The 18516-nt window shown below is 53.9% G+C and carries 16 protein-coding genes; 11 read left to right on the plus strand and 5 right to left on the minus strand.

Annotated features, from left to right (window positions below):
- Positions 1 to 200: 200 nt before the first annotated feature.
- Complete coding sequence (gene cirA, locus ACMYSN_RS22885) at positions 201 to 2174, plus strand: catecholate siderophore receptor CirA (protein ID WP_174507842.1); 1974 nt, start codon at positions 201 to 203, stop codon at positions 2172 to 2174.
- Positions 2175 to 2387: 213 nt separating this feature from the next.
- On the plus strand, positions 2388 to 3911 hold the full coding sequence (locus tag ACMYSN_RS22890) for an EAL domain-containing protein (RefSeq protein ID WP_462496273.1): 1524 nt from the start codon (positions 2388 to 2390) through the stop codon (positions 3909 to 3911).
- A 70-nt stretch (positions 3912 to 3981) separates the two neighbouring features.
- Here ACMYSN_RS22890 and fghA read toward each other — a convergent pair whose 3' ends face one another.
- Positions 3982 to 4818 carry an alpha/beta hydrolase family protein gene (gene fghA / locus ACMYSN_RS22895; protein ID WP_462496274.1) on the minus strand — a complete coding sequence of 279 codons (837 nt, stop codon included), beginning with the start codon at positions 4816 to 4818 and terminating at the stop codon, positions 3982 to 3984.
- A gap of 266 nt (positions 4819 to 5084) precedes the next feature.
- Between fghA and folE the strand changes: the two genes are divergently transcribed.
- From folE to ACMYSN_RS22930, 7 genes are all read left to right on the plus strand, one after another.
- Positions 5085 to 5753: a tunnelling fold family protein gene (gene folE, locus ACMYSN_RS22900; protein ID WP_462496275.1), complete on the plus strand. Its 669-nt coding sequence runs from the start codon at positions 5085 to 5087 to the stop codon at positions 5751 to 5753.
- A 16-nt stretch (positions 5754 to 5769) separates the two neighbouring features.
- On the plus strand, positions 5770 to 6927 hold the full coding sequence (yeiB, locus tag ACMYSN_RS22905; protein WP_462496276.1) for a DUF418 family protein: 1158 nt from the start codon (positions 5770 to 5772) through the stop codon (positions 6925 to 6927).
- Between the two features lie 155 nt (positions 6928 to 7082).
- Positions 7083 to 8105 (plus strand): HTH-type transcriptional regulator GalS, encoded by a 1023-nt coding sequence (gene galS, locus ACMYSN_RS22910; RefSeq protein WP_462496277.1) that lies wholly within the window; start codon positions 7083 to 7085, stop codon positions 8103 to 8105.
- A 293-nt stretch (positions 8106 to 8398) separates the two neighbouring features.
- Complete coding sequence (mglB, locus tag ACMYSN_RS22915; RefSeq protein ID WP_462496278.1) at positions 8399 to 9397, plus strand: galactose ABC transporter substrate-binding protein; 999 nt, start codon at positions 8399 to 8401, stop codon at positions 9395 to 9397.
- Positions 9398 to 9575: 178 nt separating this feature from the next.
- A complete protein-coding gene (gene mglA / locus ACMYSN_RS22920; RefSeq protein ID WP_123755148.1) occupies positions 9576 to 11096 on the plus strand; it encodes a galactose/methyl galactoside ABC transporter ATP-binding protein MglA in 1521 nt (506 codons plus the stop codon).
- A 15-nt stretch (positions 11097 to 11111) separates the two neighbouring features.
- Complete coding sequence (mglC, locus tag ACMYSN_RS22925) at positions 11112 to 12122, plus strand: galactose/methyl galactoside ABC transporter permease MglC (protein ID WP_462496279.1); 1011 nt, start codon at positions 11112 to 11114, stop codon at positions 12120 to 12122.
- A gap of 234 nt (positions 12123 to 12356) precedes the next feature.
- Complete coding sequence (locus ACMYSN_RS22930) at positions 12357 to 12491, plus strand: nucleotidyl cyclase domain-containing protein (RefSeq protein WP_462496280.1); 135 nt, start codon at positions 12357 to 12359, stop codon at positions 12489 to 12491.
- On the opposite strand, the gene sanA is transcribed toward ACMYSN_RS22930, so the two are convergent.
- From sanA to ACMYSN_RS22950, 4 genes are all read right to left on the minus strand, one after another.
- Positions 12483 to 13196 carry an outer membrane permeability protein SanA gene (gene sanA, locus ACMYSN_RS22935; protein ID WP_123755145.1) on the minus strand — a complete coding sequence of 238 codons (714 nt, stop codon included), beginning with the start codon at positions 13194 to 13196 and terminating at the stop codon, positions 12483 to 12485. The genes ACMYSN_RS22930 and sanA overlap by 9 nt on opposite strands.
- A gap of 125 nt (positions 13197 to 13321) precedes the next feature.
- Positions 13322 to 14206: a cytidine deaminase gene (gene cdd / locus ACMYSN_RS22940; protein ID WP_462496281.1), complete on the minus strand. Its 885-nt coding sequence runs from the start codon at positions 14204 to 14206 to the stop codon at positions 13322 to 13324.
- Between the two features lie 127 nt (positions 14207 to 14333).
- Positions 14334 to 15029: a CidB/LrgB family autolysis modulator gene (locus ACMYSN_RS22945; protein ID WP_434583861.1), complete on the minus strand. Its 696-nt coding sequence runs from the start codon at positions 15027 to 15029 to the stop codon at positions 14334 to 14336.
- Positions 15019 to 15426 (minus strand): CidA/LrgA family protein, encoded by a 408-nt coding sequence (locus tag ACMYSN_RS22950; protein ID WP_123755142.1) that lies wholly within the window; start codon positions 15424 to 15426, stop codon positions 15019 to 15021. The genes ACMYSN_RS22945 and ACMYSN_RS22950 overlap by 11 nt, the downstream gene beginning before the upstream one ends.
- Positions 15427 to 15731: 305 nt before the next feature.
- On the opposite strand from ACMYSN_RS22950, the gene dusC reads away from it, so the two are divergent.
- Both dusC and ACMYSN_RS22960 read left to right on the plus strand, forming a co-directional pair.
- Positions 15732 to 16664, plus strand: coding sequence for a tRNA dihydrouridine(16) synthase DusC (gene dusC, locus ACMYSN_RS22955; RefSeq protein WP_123755141.1), 933 nt, complete (start codon positions 15732 to 15734; stop codon positions 16662 to 16664).
- Between the two features lie 356 nt (positions 16665 to 17020).
- The gene (locus ACMYSN_RS22960; RefSeq protein WP_462496282.1) at positions 17021 to 18385 is read left to right on the plus strand and encodes a carbohydrate porin; all 1365 of its coding nucleotides are present in this window, start codon (positions 17021 to 17023) and stop codon (positions 18383 to 18385) included.
- The last annotated feature ends 131 nt before the right edge of the window (positions 18386 to 18516 follow it).

The raw sequence follows: 18516 nt of genomic DNA on the forward strand, positions 1-18516 counted from the left end.
GAAATCATTATCTTTATCATCCTCGCATATTCAGGATGAAGCCAATCTCCATAGCTTGCAGGCCATAACCGCCGGCAAGAGGTGACCAGCCACGTCAACGGTAAAACTATTCCGCGCGCGCCGCCTATGAGCAGTGCGCCGACTGTACGTGTTAATTGCACCTTTTGTTTGATTCGTTATGAACCTCATGGAGATATGGAATGTTCAGGTTAAACCCTTTTGTCCGGGCGGGATTGTGCGCATCCGTCGTATCGCTGGCGTTTCCGGCCCTTGCCGAAGTCAATGAAGAAACGCTGGTGGTCACCGCCGCGGCGACGGAACAGAGCGTGAAGGATGCGCCGGCCAGTATCAGCGTCATTACCCAGCAGGATTTACAGCGCCGCCCGGTTCAGAACCTTAAAGATGTTCTGCGTGATGTGCCTGGTGTACAGCTCACCAACGAAGGCGACAACCGCAAGGGCGTCAGTATTCGCGGCCTTGACAGCAGCTACACGCTGATCCTGGTTGACGGCAAACGCGTGAACTCTCGTAACGCCGTCTTCCGCCACAACGATTTCGATTTAAACTGGGTCCCGGTTGACGCTATCGAGCGGATTGAAGTGGTGCGCGGGCCGATGTCCTCGCTGTATGGCTCCGACGCCCTCGGCGGCGTGGTCAACATCATCACCAAAAAAGTCGGCCAGAAATGGACCGGCACGCTGAGCGCCGATACCACCATTCAGGAACACCGCGATCGCGGGGATACCTACAACGGCCAGTTCTTCACCGGCGGCCCGCTGATTGACGGCGTGCTGGGCATGAAAGCCTACGGTAACCTGGCGAAACGCGCCAAAGACGATCAGCAGGCCTCCAGCAACGCCGCGGGCGAAACGCCACGTATCGAAGGCTTTACCAGCCGCGACGGCAACGTCGAGTTTGCCTGGACCCCAACCGATAACCAGGACATCACGGCCGGCTACGGTTTTGACCGCCAGGACCGTGATTCTGACTCCCTGGATCGCAACCGCCTTGAGCGCCAGAACTACTCCCTCAGCCATAATGGCCGCTGGGATATGGGCAACAGCGAACTGAAGTTCTACGGCGAAAAAGTCGATAACAAAAACCCAGGGCAGGACGGCACGATCACCTCCGAAAGTAACGCCATCGACGGTAAATATGTGCTGCCGCTGGGGGTGATTAACCAGATGCTGACCTTCGGTGGGGAATGGCGCCACGATAAGCTGAAAGACCCCGTTAACCTGAGCAGCGGTGGGAAATCCACTTCCGCCAGCCAGTACGCGCTGTTTCTTGAAGATGAGTGGCGTATTTTCGAACCGCTGGCGTTAACCACCGGCATTCGTATGGATGACCATGAGACCTACGGCGATCACTGGAGCCCGCGTGCCTACCTGGTCTATAACGCGACCGACACCGTTACCGTGAAGGGCGGCTGGGCAACGGCCTTTAAAGCGCCGTCGCTGCTGCAACTGAACCCGGACTGGACCACCAACTCCTGTCGTGGCTCCTGTAGCATCATTGGTAACCCGGATCTGAAACCGGAAACCAGCGAAAGCTTCGAGATTGGCCTGTACTACCGCGGTGAAGAAGGGCTGCTGGAAGGCGTGGAAGGCAGCGTGACCACCTTCCAGAATAACGTCGACGATATGATCGATATTCTGCGTACTTCCAGCGCCAGCGAAGCGCCGGGCTATCCGAACTTTGTCGGCTGGAAAACGGTCAATGGCAAACGCGTGCCGGTATTCCGCTACTTCAACGTCAACAAAGCGCGTATCAAAGGGGTGGAAACCGAAGTGAAAGTGCCGTTTGGCGACGAATGGAAGCTGACGGTGAACTACACCTACAACGATGGCCGCGATCTCAGCAACGGTGGGGATAAGCCACTGCAGTCGCTGCCGTTCCATACCGCTAACGGCACGCTGGACTGGACGCCGCTGGATGACTGGTCCTTCTACGTCACCGCAAATTATACCGGCGAGCAGCGTGCGGTCAGCGCCACCTCAAAAACGCCGGGAGGGTACACCATGTTTGACGTCGGTGCCGCCTGGCAGGTGACGAAGAGCGTGAAACTGCGTTCCGGCGTGCTGAACGTCGGGGATAAAGACCTGAGCCGCGACGACTATAGCTACACGGAAGAAGGTCGCCGCTACTTTATGGCCGTGGATTACCGCTTTTAATTAACCCGCCAACCGGGCAGTCGCGATCGCCGGCTGCCCGCTATTATTGTGCCTTTGTTTTCCCGTCGCACAGAACCATGCGCGGTGCAAAATGGCGTATACACTATTAGAGAGAGACGCAGCCATCCTGCTCCTGGATGGCTGATGCCCTCCTGATATTTCATGCTGACGTTATTTCTCAACTCGAATCGCTATTGATAGAGAACAATAATAATGCGCAACGTCATACTTCCGGCTTTGGTTGCGGTACTTTTTTTTAGCGTCGGTGTGTTTATTTTAAATATGCAGCTCTGGTATTTAGCCAGAATAAATAACACCAGCGCGGCCTATCAGACAGCAAGAAAGATCAACGTCTTTCTGGATGAAGCGCGAGATGCAGCTACCACCGCGCGCGATGTCGCCCTCAAAGGGTGTACGCCGGAAGGGCAGTTTCAGCTTGGCACCGAGGCGGCGCTGAAGCCGCACCTCAGAACGTTATTGATCATCAAAGGGGATAAAGTATGGTGTTCCTCGCTCCCCGGTAACCGGGTGCTGCTTTCCCGCCTTCACTATTTACCGCCAGAGCCGTTAATGCTTATTGCGGCGATGAACACCATGAATAACCGCCCGGTGCTGGTCTATCAGCAGATCTCCGGGAACGTCAAAATTATTATCAGCATCAGCGACGTCCATATTCGTGATGCCCTGAACAGTAATGTGCAAAATACCGCGTTTTCATTAGTGGTGGGTGATAAGGCGATTGGCTATACAGGGGACGTCAGAAAAGCCAGCCTCAGCGCGGCCACTACCGGTTTGTTTCAGTCGGCCGACTTTCCGTTTGGTATCGAATATAACCTGCCGCCATTTTTTAGCGCGAAGCGCATGATTCAGCAAGGAGCGGGTTTGTTGGTCTTTATTTTGTTTGTCTCTTGCGCACTGGCGTGGCTATTGTTGAAGTACGCCAATAAATACACCACCCCCGAAGATACGCTGCGCAAAGCGATTGCCAACGGCGAAATTGTCCCGTTCTACCAGCCGGTGGTAAACGGGCGAACCGGGGCGATCTATGGTGTCGAGGTGCTGGCCCGCTGGAAGCATCCGCAAATTGGGATTATTTCCCCGGTGGCGTTTATCCCGCTGGCGGAGCGAACCGGGCTGATCATTCCCCTGACCCAAAGCCTGATGACTCAGGTAGTCTCGCAGATGAACAAACTTAGCGAGAAACTGCCCGATGGTTTTCATATTGGGATCAACTTCAGCGCGTCGCATATCAGCTCACCGCTGTTTATGGCGGATTGCCTGAAATACCGGGATGGTTTTCTCAACCAAAATTTGAAACTGGTGCTCGAAGTGACCGAGCGCGAACCGTTGCATGTGGATGAGCAACTGATTGCCAATCTCAATACCTTACACGCCCGCGGTTTTTCCATTGCGCTGGATGATTTTGGCACAGGGTATTCCGGGTTGTCCTATCTGCACGATTTGAATATTGACTACATCAAAATTGATAAGAGTTTTGTCGGGCGGGTTAACGACCTTGAAGAATCGACGAAGCTTCTGGATTGCGTGCTGGAAATGGCGCGCAAGCTCTCCTTACGGATTGTCGCGGAAGGTGTCGAGACGCAGGAGCAGCTCAATTATCTCAACGGGAAAAATGTCACCTTATTGCAGGGGTACTATTTCTTTAAACCGGTTTCTTACGTCGACTTTATTAAAATATTGCTTTCTAAGAAGAAAGAAATGGTGGTTCTTGAATAAGAGTCTACAGGGATAGGCGCGAAGCTGCGGTGGCGAGAGCCGGTGCGCCGCGAGGCGCACAGGCGGTACGTCAGCCCAGCAGATAGCGGGCGTGGAAGCGTAAATGGTCTTCGATAAACGACGCGATAAAATAGTAGCTGTGATCGTAACCCGGCTGGATCCTCAGGGTTAACGGCCACGCTTTCTGGCGCGCGACCTCTGCCAGCACCGCTGGCTGAAGCTGTACTGCCAGGAAGGTATCGCCATCACCCTGATCAATTAAGGTCGGGATGGCGTCGGTGGCCTGGCTTGCCTGCAGCAATGCACAGCTGTCCCACGCCTGCCATGCCGAAGTATCGGCACCCAGGTACGCGCTGAAGGCTTTTTGTCCCCACGGAACCTGCGTCGGGTTCACGATAGGGGCGAAAGCGGACACGCTGACAAAACGGCCCGGGTTTTTCAGCGCCATGATCAGCGCGCCGTGGCCGCCCATGGAATGGCCGCTGATCGCGCAGCGCTCGCCGACGTTAAACTGCGAGTGAATCAGCGCGGGCAGTTCGTCGCGCACGTAGTCATACATGCGGTAATGTTCGGACCACGGGGCTTCGGTCGCGTTAAGATAAAAGCCGGCACCTTTACCAAGATCCCAGCCGCTATCGTCAGCGACGTTATCGCCGCGCGGGCTGGTATCCGGCATCACCAGGACAATGCCCAGCTCGGCGGCGATTCGCTGAGCGCCGGCCTTGGTCGTGAAGTTTTCATCATTACAGGTTAACCCTGACAGCCAGTACAGCACCGGCGGTGCGGTTTCTGTCTGTGATGGGGGTAAAAAGATGCTGAAGGTCATTGGAACATTCAGGGTGCTGGAGTCGTGCCGCCAGCGTTGCTGCCGGCCTTCGTAACAGCGGTGCTCTTCAAGCAATTCCATGCCGGGCTCCTCAGGAAGATAAGTGCGCGTGACAGGCCATAATACAGATATTTCATGTGCCCGTGAGCAACTTTCACTTTCTCCTTTCAGCAAGATATTGCATCATTAATGCAACTTTTAGCCAACATGCCTGTGCTGGCTGATAGCTAACGCAAATTTCAACAATTAACGTTTCGGCTACTGGATTATGTGCGTCACCTCACGCACAATGGATGCAAACTTTGCCCTCATAGAGCAAAGAGCGCGACACCTGCAGGAGAACCTAAATGTCAGCACTGAGTAAAGAAGCCATACTCGTTCATGAAGCGCTGGTCGCTCGTGGGCTGGAGACGCCGTTGCGTCCGCCAGTAAAAGAACTTGATAATGAAACGCGCAAGCGCCTGATAGCCGGACACATGACCGAGATTATGCAGCTGCTGAATCTTGATCTGACCGATGACAGCCTGGTGGAAACCCCACGACGCATTGCCAAAATGTACGTTGACGAGATTTTTTCCGGTCTGGATTATGCCAGGTTCCCAAAAATCACCGTTATTGAAAATAAAATGCAGGTCGATGAAATGGTCACCGTGCGTGATATTACGCTGACCAGCACCTGCGAACACCACTTTGTCACCATCGACGGTAAAGCGACGGTTGCCTATATTCCGAAAGACTCGGTGATTGGTCTGTCGAAAATTAACCGTATCGTGCAGTTCTTCTCGCAGCGCCCGCAGGTTCAGGAACGTCTGACCCAGCAGATTTTAACCGCGCTGCAGACCCTGCTTGGCACCAACAACGTGGCGGTATCGATTGATGCAGTGCATTACTGCGTCAAAGCGCGTGGCATCCGTGATGCAACCAGCGCCACCACCACCACCTCGTTGGGCGGTCTGTTTAAATCCAGCCAGAACACTCGCCAGGAGTTCCTGCGCGCCGTTCGCCATCACAACTAATCAAAGGGCAGGTTACATGGAGAGAAATGTCACGCTGGATTTTGTGCGCGGCGTGGCCATCCTCGGTATCCTGCTCCTGAATATCAACGCCTTCGGCCTGCCGAAGGCGGCTTATCTCAATCCGGCCTGGTCCGGGACTTTCACCTCAAGCGATGCCTGGACCTGGGCGATCCTCGATCTGTTTGCGCAGGTCAAATTTCTGACGCTGTTTGCCTTGCTGTTTGGTGCCGGGCTACAGATGCTGCTGCCGCGCGGCAAACGTTGGATCCAGTCGCGTTTGACGCTGCTGGCGCTGCTGGGCTTTATCCACGGCCTGTTTTTCTGGGATGGCGACATCCTGCTGGCCTATGCCTTAGTCGGGCTGGTGACCTGGCGAATGGTGCGCGATGCCCATCACCTCAAATCGCTGTTTAATACCGGCGTTGTGCTGTACCTGATTGGCGTTGCGGTGCTGGTGCTGCTGGGACTGATTTCCGGCGGTGCGCCAAACCGCTCATGGGTGCCTGATGCGGCGAATTTACAGTATGAGCAATACTGGAAGCTCAACGGCGGGATGGAAGCGGTGAGCAATCGTGCCGATCTGCTTTCCGATAACCTGCTGGCGCTGGGGGCGCAATATGGCTGGCAGCTCGCGGGGATGATGCTGATGGGCGCGGCATTGATGCGCAGTGGCTGGTTAAAAGGGCAGTTTAGCCTCAGCCACTACCGGCGCACCGGTGCATTGCTGATTGTGGCCGGCATGGCGGTAAATATCCCTGCTATTGTTGCCCAGTGGCATCTCGGCTGGGATCCGCGCTGGTGTGCGTTCCTGTTACAGGCACCGCGTGAGCTGGGCGCCCCGTTACAAACCATCGGGTATGCTGCGCTGGCGTGGGGCTTCTGGCCACGGTTGTGTCAGTTCCGGCTGGTGGGGGCGATAGCCTGCGTCGGGCGGATGGCGTTAAGCAACTACCTGCTACAGACGCTGATCTGTACCACCATTTTCTACCGCTTTGGCCTGTTTATGCAGTTTGACCGCTTGCACCTGTTAGCCCTGGTGCTGCCGGTGTGGGCTATCAATATAACCTTCTCGCTAATGTGGCTGCGCTATTTCCGCCAGGGGCCGGTGGAATGGTTGTGGCGTCAGCTAACACTTCGTGCGTCAGGCACCTCATCGAAAAACACATCCAGATAACGATCTCGATCACAATCATTAACAAAACGGATGTAACCGTTTCCAGGCTTGTGACATCACTCACGTAGTGGGCCGCAGGTCGCTGCCAGAATAGCCACCTTGCTGAACACAGGAGGTGGGTGTGGCGTCTTACAATTTTCTTAAGGTCGGTGAGCATGATCACCATTCGTGATGTCGCCCGTCAGGCGGGTGTTTCCGTGGCGACCGTCTCACGTGTGCTGAACAACAGCGCGCTGGTGAGCCCGGATACACGGGAAAATGTAATGAAAGCGGTAACGCAGCTGGGCTATCGGCCGAATGCCAACGCCCAGGCGCTGGCGACGCAGGTCAGCGATACCATCGGCGTAGTGGTGATGGACGTCTCGGATGCCTTCTTCGGCGCGCTGGTCAAAGCGGTGGATACCGTCGCGCAGCAGCATCAAAAATATGTGCTGATCGGCAACAGCTACCATGAGGCGGAAAAAGAGCGTCATGCCATTGAAGTCCTGATCCGTCAGCGCTGTTCCGCCCTGATTGTTCACTCCAAAGCCCTGAGCGATGCCGAACTAGGCGACTTTATGGAGCATATTCCGGGGATGGTGCTGATCAACCGCATCGTGCCCGGCTACGCCCATCGCTGCGTCGGACTGGATAACGTCAGCGGCGCGCTGATGGCTACGCGAATGCTGCTCAATCATGGTCATCAACGCATCGGCTACCTCTCTTCAAACCACGGCATTGAAGATGACTATATGCGCCGGGAAGGGTGGTTTAAGGCGTTGCAGGAGCAAAACATTATCGCGCCGGACAGCTGGGTCGGCTCAGGAACGCCGGATATGCAGGGCGGGGAAGCGGCAATGGTCGAACTGCTGGGGCGTAATTTAGGCCTGACGGCCGTCTTTGCCTATAACGACAGCATGGCTGCCGGGGCGCTGACGACGCTGAAAGATAACGGCATTGCGGTACCGCAGCATCTGTCACTCATTGGCTTCGATGATATCCCGATTTCGCGTTACACCGACCCGCAGCTGACCACGGTGCGTTACCCGGTGATGTCGATGGCAAAACTGGCTACGGAGCTGGCGTTGCTGGGGGCGGCCGGCAAGCTGGATCATGAGGCGCGTCACTGCTTTATGCCAACGCTGGTGCGTCGTCATTCCGTGCTGCAACGGCAAAGTGCGGGGCCGATCACTAACTGATGATGCGGCGTTATGTAACCGCTTTCAATCTGTGAGTAAATTCACAGTATATTAACATTCAACTGATTATGATGGCCGCGTTTACTAGTCTGAACCACTCTATCACGGTGACTAATCACTTTTACCGTAGGAAAAAGGCGTTAAACGCGTAATAAAGTCGTATTTCTGGAGCGTTACCCTACATGGAAGACAGAATTACAGTCGTGAACATGGTTGTGCGGTAACTTTTATGTAACAGATGCCGCCCGCTATTTTCACACCAACGACCCTGCATAAAAAAAACCGGAGATTCCATGAATAAGAAGGTGTTAACCCTGTCTGCTGTTATGGCGAGCATGTTATTTGGCGCCGCGGCGCACGCAGCTGATACCCGCATCGGCGTAACCATTTATAAATATGACGACAACTTTATGTCGGTGGTGCGTAAGGCTATCGAAAAAGACGGCAAATCAGCGCCGGACGTGCAGCTGCTGATGAATGACTCGCAGAACGACCAGTCAAAACAGAACGATCAGATTGACGTCCTGTTGGCGAAAGGGGTGAAAGCGCTGGCCATCAACCTGGTGGACCCGGCGGCTGCGGGTACCGTTATCGATAAAGCACGTGGTCAGAACGTGCCGGTGGTGTTCTTTAACAAAGAGCCGTCCCGCAAAGCGCTGGATAGCTATGATAAAGCTTATTACGTCGGGACCGATTCAAAAGAGTCCGGCGTAATTCAGGGTGACCTGATTGCCAAACACTGGAAAGCAAACCCGAACTGGGATCTCAACAAAGATGGTCAGATTCAGTTTGTGCTGCTGAAAGGCGAGCCAGGACATCCGGATGCTGAAGCACGTACCACCTACGTGATTAAAGAGCTGAACGACAAAGGCTTCAAAACTCAGCAGCTGGCGTTAGACACGGCGATGTGGGATACCGCGCAGGCAAAAGACAAGATGGACGCATGGCTGTCTGGCCCGAACGCCAACAAAATTGAAGTCGTTATTGCTAACAACGACGCCATGGCGATGGGTGCTGTTGAAGCGCTGAAAGCACACAACAAGAGCAGCATTCCGGTGTTCGGCGTCGATGCCCTGCCTGAAGCGCTGTCGCTGGTTAAATCCGGTGCAATGGCCGGTACCGTGCTGAACGATGCCAACAACCAGGCTAAAGCGACCTTCGATCTGGCGAAAAACCTGGCTGACGGGAAAGAACCGGCGGCAGGCACCAACTGGAAGATTGAGAATAAAATCGTCCGCGTTCCTTACGTTGGCGTAGATAAAGACAATCTGAGCCAGTTTACCGGTAAATAATTATTGAGTTACGGGCGCGGATTATTATCCGGAGTACTTAGGCGGCAGGACAGTTAATGTTGCTGCAAGCAGAAAGACTCCGGGTATTCCCGCCCGATTATTCCTGATACAGAACCAGATCCTGACTTCGGCGTTCATTCGTCGGTTAGGGTGTGCATGAACGCAGCCAGGTATAACTATGGTCAGCAATAATAGCGAACGGTCAGGCGAATTTTTGTTGGAAATGAGCAACATCAACAAATCGTTTCCTGGCGTCAAGGCGCTCGATAATGTCAATCTGAAAGTCCGTCCTCATTCTATTCATGCATTAATGGGAGAGAACGGTGCGGGCAAATCAACATTATTAAAATGCCTTTTTGGGATCTATCAAAAAGATTCCGGCAGTATTCTTTTTCAGGGTAAAGAGATCGATTTCCATTCGGCGAAAGAAGCCCTGGAAAACGGTATTTCAATGGTGCATCAGGAATTAAACCTGGTATTGCAACGTACCGTGATGGACAACATGTGGCTGGGGCGTTATCCCACCAAAGGCGTGTTTGTCGATCAGGATAAAATGTATCGCGATACCAAAGGGATCTTTGATGAACTGGATATCGATATCGACCCGCGCGCGCGCGTCGGTACGCTGTCAGTATCGCAGATGCAGATGATTGAAATCGCTAAGGCGTTCTCCTATGACGCGAAAATCGTCATTATGGACGAGCCGACTTCGTCGCTGACGGAGAAAGAGGTCAATCACCTGTTTAAGATCATCCGTAAGCTGAAAGAACGCGGCTGCGGCATTGTCTATATCTCGCATAAGATGGAAGAAATTTTCCAGCTGTGCGATGAGATTACCGTTCTGCGCGACGGTCAGTGGATTGCCACCCAGCCGCTTGAAGGCCTGGATATGGACAAGATCATCGCCATGATGGTTGGGCGTTCCCTTAACCAGCGCTTCCCGGACCGTGAAAACAAACCGGGTGAGGTGATCCTTGAAGTCCGCAACCTGACGTCGCTGCGCCAGCCGTCGATTCGCGACATCTCTTTCGACCTGCACAAAGGCGAAATCCTCGGCATTGCCGGGCTGGTGGGAGCCAAGCGTACCGATATTGTGGAGACCATTTTCGGTATCCGCGAGAAATCGGGCGGCACCATTACGCTGCACGGTAAGAAAATAAATAACCATAGCGCCAATGAAGCGATTAACCACGGCTTTGCCCTGGTCACCGAAGAGCGGCGCTCCACCGGGATTTACGCGTACCTGGATATCGGTTTTAACTCACTGATCTCCAATATTAAGAAATATAAAAACAGGGTTGGCTTACTGGACAATTCGCGCATGAAAAGCGATACCCAGTGGGTAATTGATTCGATGCGGGTGAAAACCCCCGGCCAGCATACGCAAATTGGTTCATTGTCCGGCGGTAACCAGCAGAAAGTCATTATTGGACGCTGGCTATTAACCCAGCCGGAAATTTTAATGCTTGATGAACCCACGCGCGGAATCGATGTTGGCGCGAAATTCGAGATTTACCAGCTGATTGCTGAGCTGGCGAAGAAAGAGAAAGGGATCATCATTATCTCCTCCGAGATGCCGGAGCTGCTGGGTATTACCGACCGTATTCTGGTGATGAGCAATGGTCTTGTCGCCGGCATTGTTGAGACAAAAACTACTACGCAAAACGAGATTTTACGTCTTGCGTCGTTGCATCTTTAAGAGCAGGGGCTTCTCATGAGCGCGTTAAATAAAAAAAGTTTTCTCACCTACCTGAAAGACGGTGGGATTTACGTTGTTCTTTTGGTTTTGCTGGCCATTATTATTTTCCAGGACCCTACGTTTTTAAGTTTGCTGAACCTCAGTAACATCCTGACCCAGTCCTCGGTGCGTATTATTATCGCCCTCGGCGTGGCCGGGCTGATTGTTACCCAGGGGACTGACCTGTCTGCCGGACGTCAGGTGGGCCTGGCGGCGGTTATTGCTGCCACCATGCTGCAGGCCGTCGATAATGCCAACAAGGTGTTCCCGGATATGGCAACCATGCCGATTCCGCTGGTGATCCTGCTGGTCTGCGCGATTGGTGCCATTATCGGCCTGATTAACGGTATTATCATTGCTTACCTGAACGTGACGCCGTTTATTACCACGCTCGGTACGATGATCATCGTTTATGGTATTAACTCCCTGTACTACGATTTTGTGGGCGCCTCGCCGATCTCCGGTTTTGACAGCCACTTCTCGCAGTTTGCCCAGGGGTTTGTGGCACTGGGGACCTTCCGCCTGTCGTACATCACGTTCTACGCCTTGATTGCGGTGTTCTTCGTGTGGATCCTGTGGAATAAAACCCGCTTTGGTAAAAACATCTTTGCTATCGGCGGTAACCCGGAAGCTGCCAAAGTCTCTGGCGTCAACGTCGCGCTGAACCTGCTGGTGATTTATGCGCTGTCCGGCGTGTTCTATGCTTTCGGTGGTCTGCTGGAAGCGGGGCGTATCGGCTCGGCGACCAACAACCTCGGCTTTATGTACGAACTGGATGCCATCGCGGCCTGCGTGGTCGGTGGCGTATCGTTCAGCGGTGGTGTGGGTACCGTGTTTGGGGTGGTGACCGGGGTTATCATCTTTACGGTAATCAACTACGGCCTGACCTATATCGGCGTAAACCCTTACTGGCAGTATATTATTAAAGGGGCGATTATTATCTTCGCCGTCGCGCTGGATTCCCTGAAATACGCGCGTAAGAAATAATATTCCGCAGTGAAATCGCCCGCGCCAACCGCGCGGGCTTTTTTGTTTCACTCGTAAGCGCCGCTGAACTAAAGTCCAAAATTAGATAAATAAACCCGGGGCAATAATTCTCTTTTCCTCGGTTTTTTTTAAATTACAAAGCATTGTCGATGAAAAAACCGCGGAGCAATTTTATAGCATTATGCTTGAGGACCCCTACGCGGAGAAATTCCTCTCCTCAGCGCTTCATTTGGCGTGAGCTATTATCGCGGCCATCCTGATTATCAAAAAATGGTCGATGAGGCGGATAAAGCGCTGTATGAGGCCAGGCATCCTGGCGGTAACCGGGCGGTTGAATTTAGCGATTATACCAGCGGGGCGTTACTTTGACTTTTGTAACTCCAGCAACTGCTCTGGCGTAACGGCCGGATAGGACTGAGCGCCCTCAGGCACTTCCTGCAGGGTAGGGATCGGGATCAGCGGCCCTAAAAAACGCGGTTCGCGTTTGAAAATATAGAGATCCGCCAGCGCGCCGAACCGGGCGCCAAACTCACGCAAACGCACGCTCCACATATCTTTCGGCGACGGCACCGCATAGCACTGGGCCTGAATCCCCATATGCAGGGCGATAAACAGTGCCCGCTCGCAGTGGAAGCGCTGGGTGATGATAATAAAGTCGTTGGTATCAAACACTTTCCGGGTGCGCACAATCGAGTCGAGGGTGCGGAATCCGGCGTAATCGAGGACGATATCCGCCGGGTCAACGCCGCCTTTAATCAAATCCCGGCGCATGGTCATCGGCTCGTTGTAGCTCTGTAGTGCATTGTCGCCGCTCAGCAGCAGATAGTTGACCTTGCCGCTGTTATAGGCGTTGAGTGCGCCCTGAATCCGGTAGCGATAATATTGATTGATAACCCCGGTGCGGTAGTATTTCGCGGTGCCGAGCACCACCCCAACCTGGCGATAGGGCAGATCCTGCAGCTCGTCATAAATATAGGGGGCGGTTTTCCAGCTCATCCAACGGTCAAGACCCAGCACGGTCAACAGCAGCAGGCCGAACAGGACTAACAGGCTGTATAACACACGCTTTAACATTCACCGGGCTCATGTGGATAAGGGAAACATCAGGCTACTTTACCCGTCGGGCAAGCGCAAGAAACCATCGTTTAATTGCGGGGTTTTTCAACAATGCGGGCTAAAAAGCCCGCATAACACGCTATTTAGCCGAGCAGTACCCGGTCAATGCTGTAACAGCCTAGTGCTTTCAGCGTTGCCGCGGTGGCATCCCACTGAATCAGCGGTGCGTCGGCTTTTTCGGCCAGCACCGCGCGCTGAATATCCGGATAGTCGTATCCGTTAAGGCTCAGCAGATTCAGGGCGCCCTGCAGTGGCGGCAGCGTCGGGTTAAAGGCGGCGTTTTCCGCATAGCGACCGGAAAAAATGGTCCCGTCTTTCAACTCTAGCGCCACCCCAGACGGGGAGTTGCTGTAAGGCATATGGCAGGCGTTGGCCGCCTGAATCGCCGCCTGCACCAGCGCATCACCCACCAGCGGGAAACCGTGATCTTGTTCATCCATCAGCAGCGTTTTGATCTCCAGATCCTTCGGACCGAAGGCATCCGGCAGATAGTGCTGGAGCGAATGCGCTTCGCGGCCCGGCAGATGAATCCGCAGCAGCTGGCTGCTGTTCAGTTCATTCATAAACTGACGGCAGTGGCCGCAAGGGGTGTAGTTAACGGTAATGGCCTGCAGGGATTTTTCACCGCGCAGCCAGGCGTGGCTGATGGCGCTCTGTTCGGCATGGACGGTTTGCTGCATGGTAGCGCCGAGGAATTCCATATTGCCGCCGAAATACCAGGTGCCGCTGATACCGCGGGCGATAGCGCCAACGTTAAAATGAGACAGATCGGCACGGGCGCAGGCCGCCGCAAGCGGCAACAGCGCGAAAGCCAGCGCGTCTTCATCCAGACCTGTCGCATTTCGCAGCGTCGCGACCTGACCGGCATCCAGCAAAGCCGGAAAATGCGGGTCGCTCAGCATCGGGGCGATGGCCGCTTGCAGATCTGCCGCCAGAAGGGGAAGCGCAGCTTGAAAACGTGGGTGCATGGCGTAGCCTCTTAACAATGTAATGGGAATCTAGTGTACGGGCGTCAATCGCCCGTATATGTGACTAATATCTCATTGTTAGTGCAACTTTTAATTGTTGCACTGATAGGTGTGATGTAAATCACATTTATCCGACTACTGCCAGAATGACCGGGAACAAGAAGGGGGCGACCAGGGAGGTAATAATCCCACACAGCACCAACGCCAGCGAGCTGAATGCCCCTTCCTGATAGTCCAGTTCTGCGCAACGGGCGGTGCCGAGGGCATGCGAGGCGGTACCCATCGACAGACCACGGGAGGCTTTAGTCCGGATGCGCATCAGGTTCAGCAGGGTATGGCCAAAGACCGCCCCGAGAATACCGACGAAAATCACGCACACTGCACTAATGGCCGGAATACCGCCGATACTGCCGCTGACCGCCATGGCAATCGGCGTGGTCACTGATTTAGGCATAATAGAGGCGGCGATTTGTGGCGTGGCCCCCATCAGCAGAGCGACGGTTGTCCCCGTTACCATGGCGACGACGCTGCCGATAAAGCAGATGGTAATGATGGATTTCCAGCGGGCACGGATCTGGTGCAGCTGCTCATATAAAGGAAAGGCCAGCGCGACGACCGCAGGCTGCAGCAGATCGTTGAGGATCTTGCTGCCCTGAAAATAGCGATCGTAGGAAATACCGCTGATCAGCAGAAAGGGGATAATCACCACCATTGCCACCAGCAGGGGGTTCAGCAGCGGGAATTTAAAGCGTGCGGCCAGTTTGCGGGCGAGGAAAAAAACGATCAGCGTCAGTGGCAAAGACCACCAGATTTCATGCATCATCTTTGACTTCCTCTTTTTGACCGACCACTTTACGCTCGCCGTGGACCAGGTGAGAGCTCCAGCTCACCACCAGGAAAACCACTAAGGTACTGATGGTGCAAGAAACCGCCACCGGACCAAGCTGAGCACGCAGTAAATCCCAGTACTGCATGACGCCGACGCCGATAGGCACAAACAGCAGCGCCATATAGCGAATCAACACGTTACAGCCGGGGTTGACCCATTTGGGCGGCATAATTTGCAGCGCCAGCAGCACAAACAAAATCAGCATCCCGATAATGCTGCCCGGAATGGTAATCGGCAGCAGGGAAGCAATAAAAATCCCGGCGTATAAACAGGCGTAAATCAGGACAAAAGCCCGTAGGTACTGCCAGATAATATTCAGCGATTTACTCATGGTAATAACCCTTGATGAACCGAATTCATCATACAATTAAACCTTGAAATGTGCTACCGATCACATCATGAATTATACGCATACCTGGGATAGCGCAATGGAACCTTCCATGAGATGGCAAACATGGCGATGGCATCGCCGTGAAACGGCACAGTGCCAGAGGTAGCATAACACCGTTATTGAGCGCGTGTGGTCCCGGGACCACCTCGCGTCCCGGTAAGCGTAGCGCTTCACACATTGATTGCTTTCAACCGACGAACAGAGACGCTACCATAGCGCCTCTTTTTTCCCCCCGGGTAACAATAATGCGTGTTTTACTGGCGCCGATGGAAGGCGTGCTCGATTCGCTGGTGCGCGAGTTGCTGACCGAAGTGAATGATTACGATCTCTGCATCACCGAGTTTTTGCGGGTGGTGGATCAGCTGCTGCCGGTAAAATCGTTTTACAGGCTGTGCCCGGAGCTACACCACCACAGCCGCACGCCCTCCGGTACTCGCGTACGCGTTCAGCTGCTTGGGCAGTATCCGCAGTGGCTGGCAGAAAATGCCGCGCGGGCGGTGGAGCTGGGATCCTGGGGCGTCGATCTTAACTGCGGTTGCCCGTCTAAGCTGGTGAACGGCAGCGGCGGCGGGGCGACGCTACTTAAAGACCCGGAACTGATTTATCGCGGCGCAAAGGCGATGCGTGAAGCGGTGCCGGACGATTTGCCGGTGACGGTGAAAATTCGCCTCGGCTGGGACAGCGGCGCCCGGCAGTTTGAAATTGCCGATGCGGTACAGCAGGCCGGTGCGACGGAGCTTGTCGTGCACGGGCGTACCAAAGAAGACGCCTATAAAGCCGAACGGATCAACTGGGCGGCTATCGGTGAGATCCGCCAGCGTCTGACCATCCCGGTGGTCGCGAACGGTGAAATCTGGGACTGGCAAAGCGCCCAGGATTGCCTGGCGGCAACCGGTTGTGATTCGGTGATGATTGGCCGCGGGGCGCTTAACGTGCCGAATTTAAGCCGGGTCATCAAATATAACGAGCCGCGGATGCCGTGGCCGCAGGTGGTAACGCTGCTGCAAAAATATACCCAGCTGGAAAAGCAGGGGGATACCGGGCTGTATCATGTGGCGCGCATCAAACAGTGGCTCAGTTATTTACGCAAAGAATATAGCGAAGCGCTGGTGCTGTTTAATGAAATTCGCACCCTCAAAACATCCGCAGAAATCGCCACCGCGATTGCCCGCTATTAGGTTGGATTGTTAATCTGCTCACACTTTATTACTTAAGGACTTTCTGTTGATGGGCATTTCCTCAACAGAGTGATATTGTTGGGTTCTAATATTCAGGGTTGCTACTGATAACAGGCAAAACCTAAGCACTTACGCCATGCGTGGCGGGAGTGCTTAGGTTTTTTTTTGCTTTTTATTCTTGAGAGAAATTAATGGCTATATAAAACAACGGGTTATTTTTATTCTGGGTTCATCAATCAGGCAGTTTTATGACTGACGGACACCTTTTGCAGAAAATAAAAAAAGAACATGAATAACGGGCGAATTTATTGCCTGCGGACCGCTATTACCTTTACTCAGTCACAATGGATATCGTTATGCACAACAATAAAATAAATCCTCTGCTGTTGGTGATGACATTTTCACTGTGGGCGCCAGGGGCGCTGGCAGCAGAAACAGAAAAATGGAACGGCACGGTATTAGGTTTTGAAAAACCACAAACCGGTTTACTTGGTGATATGTTGGGCATTCGGCCCATCCTCGAAGATAACGGATTTAATTATAATCTCGGCTACCTGAATGAAATGGGCTATAACGCCGGTGGCGGATATAACCATGATAAACATCTGGCCTATATCGATCAGGTGGCATTGACCTTTACCCAGGACCTCGAGCGCTGGACCGGGATTCCCGATGCGCGTATCGAAGGCAATATTGTTAACCGCAATCATAACGACGATCTGACGACCAAACGGCTGCAGGATCCGCGGGTCAATTTTAACGACCTGACTCAGGAGAGCTGGGGCGGACAGTCGATTACCCGCCTTGGCTGGCTGACCTTTGCCCGTAGTTTTGATGACCGCCGCCTGACCTGGCGTATCGGTATGATGAACAAAGTCCAGACCTTCGATCAGATAATCCCCTGTGATTTCCAGACCCTGATGCAGTGTGGCGGCAAGTCGGCAAACTCAATGACGTGGAACAACTGGAACGTCCACACCTGGGGGACGACGCTGGAATATAAACTGACGCCGGAATTAACGCTGAAAGGCGGCATCATGGAGCAAAATCCAGAGGCCTCTTCCCGCAGCCACGCGTGGAGCTGGTCAACCAAAGGCAGTAAAGGCATTTTGCTGCCGGTCGAGATTGAAGCGCGTCCGGTGATCAACGGACTTTCCGGCGCCTATAACCTCGGGGTGTTGTTCACCAACGCACCGCAAAGCGATCTCTATACCGGAAAATCCGGCGGTCCAGGGGCCAGCGATCCCGAAGGATACGCCCAGCATAACCGCACCTGGTTCCTTTATACCGGGATGAACCAGCAGGTAACCCGTCATGCCGACGATCCCAACCGCGGGATGAGCGTCTCGCTCAGCGCCGGGTTCGGTGACCAGCGCAGCAACTACATTCATACCACCGCCGCCGCTTCTATGCGCTATCGTGGGCTGTTTGACGCCCGTCCGCAGGACTGGTTAGGCTTTGGCGTCACCTACATTGATATGAGCAGCCACTACGCCCGCAACCAGCAGTACATGAACGAGGTCAGCGGCGCCACGGATTACTACGATGCAAACTACCAGCCGGTGGCCGGTCATTCGGTGAATGCCGAACTGTACTATCGCCTGCGTCCGCTTTCATGGCTCGAACTTCAGCCTGGCCTGCAGTACTGGCATCGCCCGGGCGGCGTCGCCCAGACTCAGGATGCCTGGGTCATCGAGTGGAAAACGGTGGTGACTTTCTGACAGCCGGCCGGGCGACGGGCATTTAGTCGCGATCTGTATCACGTTTTTTTGTTTCGTTAGTTGAGACAAACAAAGAAGTTGTTACAGTGCGGGAGTTGGATTGCTACTGCTGCGGCAGGCAAAACCTGATT

This window comes from Klebsiella sp. R445, from assembly GCF_051131755.1.
GTDB lineage: Bacteria > Pseudomonadota > Gammaproteobacteria > Enterobacterales > Enterobacteriaceae > Klebsiella > Klebsiella lignicola.

Bases quoted from the DNA above. Each gene is read 5' to 3' on its own strand.
- mglC (WP_462496279.1), top strand. From the start codon at position 11,112: ATGAGCGCGTTAAATAAAAAAAGTTTTCTCACCTACCTGAAAGACGGT.
- ACMYSN_RS22945 (WP_434583861.1), bottom strand. From the start codon at position 15,029: ATGATGCATGAAATCTGGTGGTCTTTGCCACTGACGCTGATCGTTTTT.
- folE (WP_462496275.1), top strand. From the start codon at position 5,085: ATGTCAGCACTGAGTAAAGAAGCCATACTCGTTCATGAAGCGCTGGTC.
- sanA (WP_123755145.1), bottom strand. From the start codon at position 13,196: ATGTTAAAGCGTGTGTTATACAGCCTGTTAGTCCTGTTCGGCCTGCTG.
- mglB (WP_462496278.1), top strand. From the start codon at position 8,399: ATGAATAAGAAGGTGTTAACCCTGTCTGCTGTTATGGCGAGCATGTTA.
- ACMYSN_RS22950 (WP_123755142.1), bottom strand. From the start codon at position 15,426: ATGAGTAAATCGCTGAATATTATCTGGCAGTACCTACGGGCTTTTGTC.
- cdd (WP_462496281.1), bottom strand. From the start codon at position 14,206: ATGCACCCACGTTTTCAAGCTGCGCTTCCCCTTCTGGCGGCAGATCTG.
- cirA (WP_174507842.1), top strand. From the start codon at position 201: ATGTTCAGGTTAAACCCTTTTGTCCGGGCGGGATTGTGCGCATCCGTC.
- mglA (WP_123755148.1), top strand. From the start codon at position 9,576: ATGGTCAGCAATAATAGCGAACGGTCAGGCGAATTTTTGTTGGAAATG.
- yeiB (WP_462496276.1), top strand. From the start codon at position 5,770: ATGGAGAGAAATGTCACGCTGGATTTTGTGCGCGGCGTGGCCATCCTC.
- fghA (WP_462496274.1), bottom strand. From the start codon at position 4,818: ATGGAATTGCTTGAAGAGCACCGCTGTTACGAAGGCCGGCAGCAACGC.
- galS (WP_462496277.1), top strand. From the start codon at position 7,083: ATGATCACCATTCGTGATGTCGCCCGTCAGGCGGGTGTTTCCGTGGCG.
- dusC (WP_123755141.1), top strand. From the start codon at position 15,732: ATGCGTGTTTTACTGGCGCCGATGGAAGGCGTGCTCGATTCGCTGGTG.
- ACMYSN_RS22890 (WP_462496273.1), top strand. From the start codon at position 2,388: ATGCGCAACGTCATACTTCCGGCTTTGGTTGCGGTACTTTTTTTTAGC.
- ACMYSN_RS22960 (WP_462496282.1), top strand. From the start codon at position 17,021: ATGCACAACAATAAAATAAATCCTCTGCTGTTGGTGATGACATTTTCA.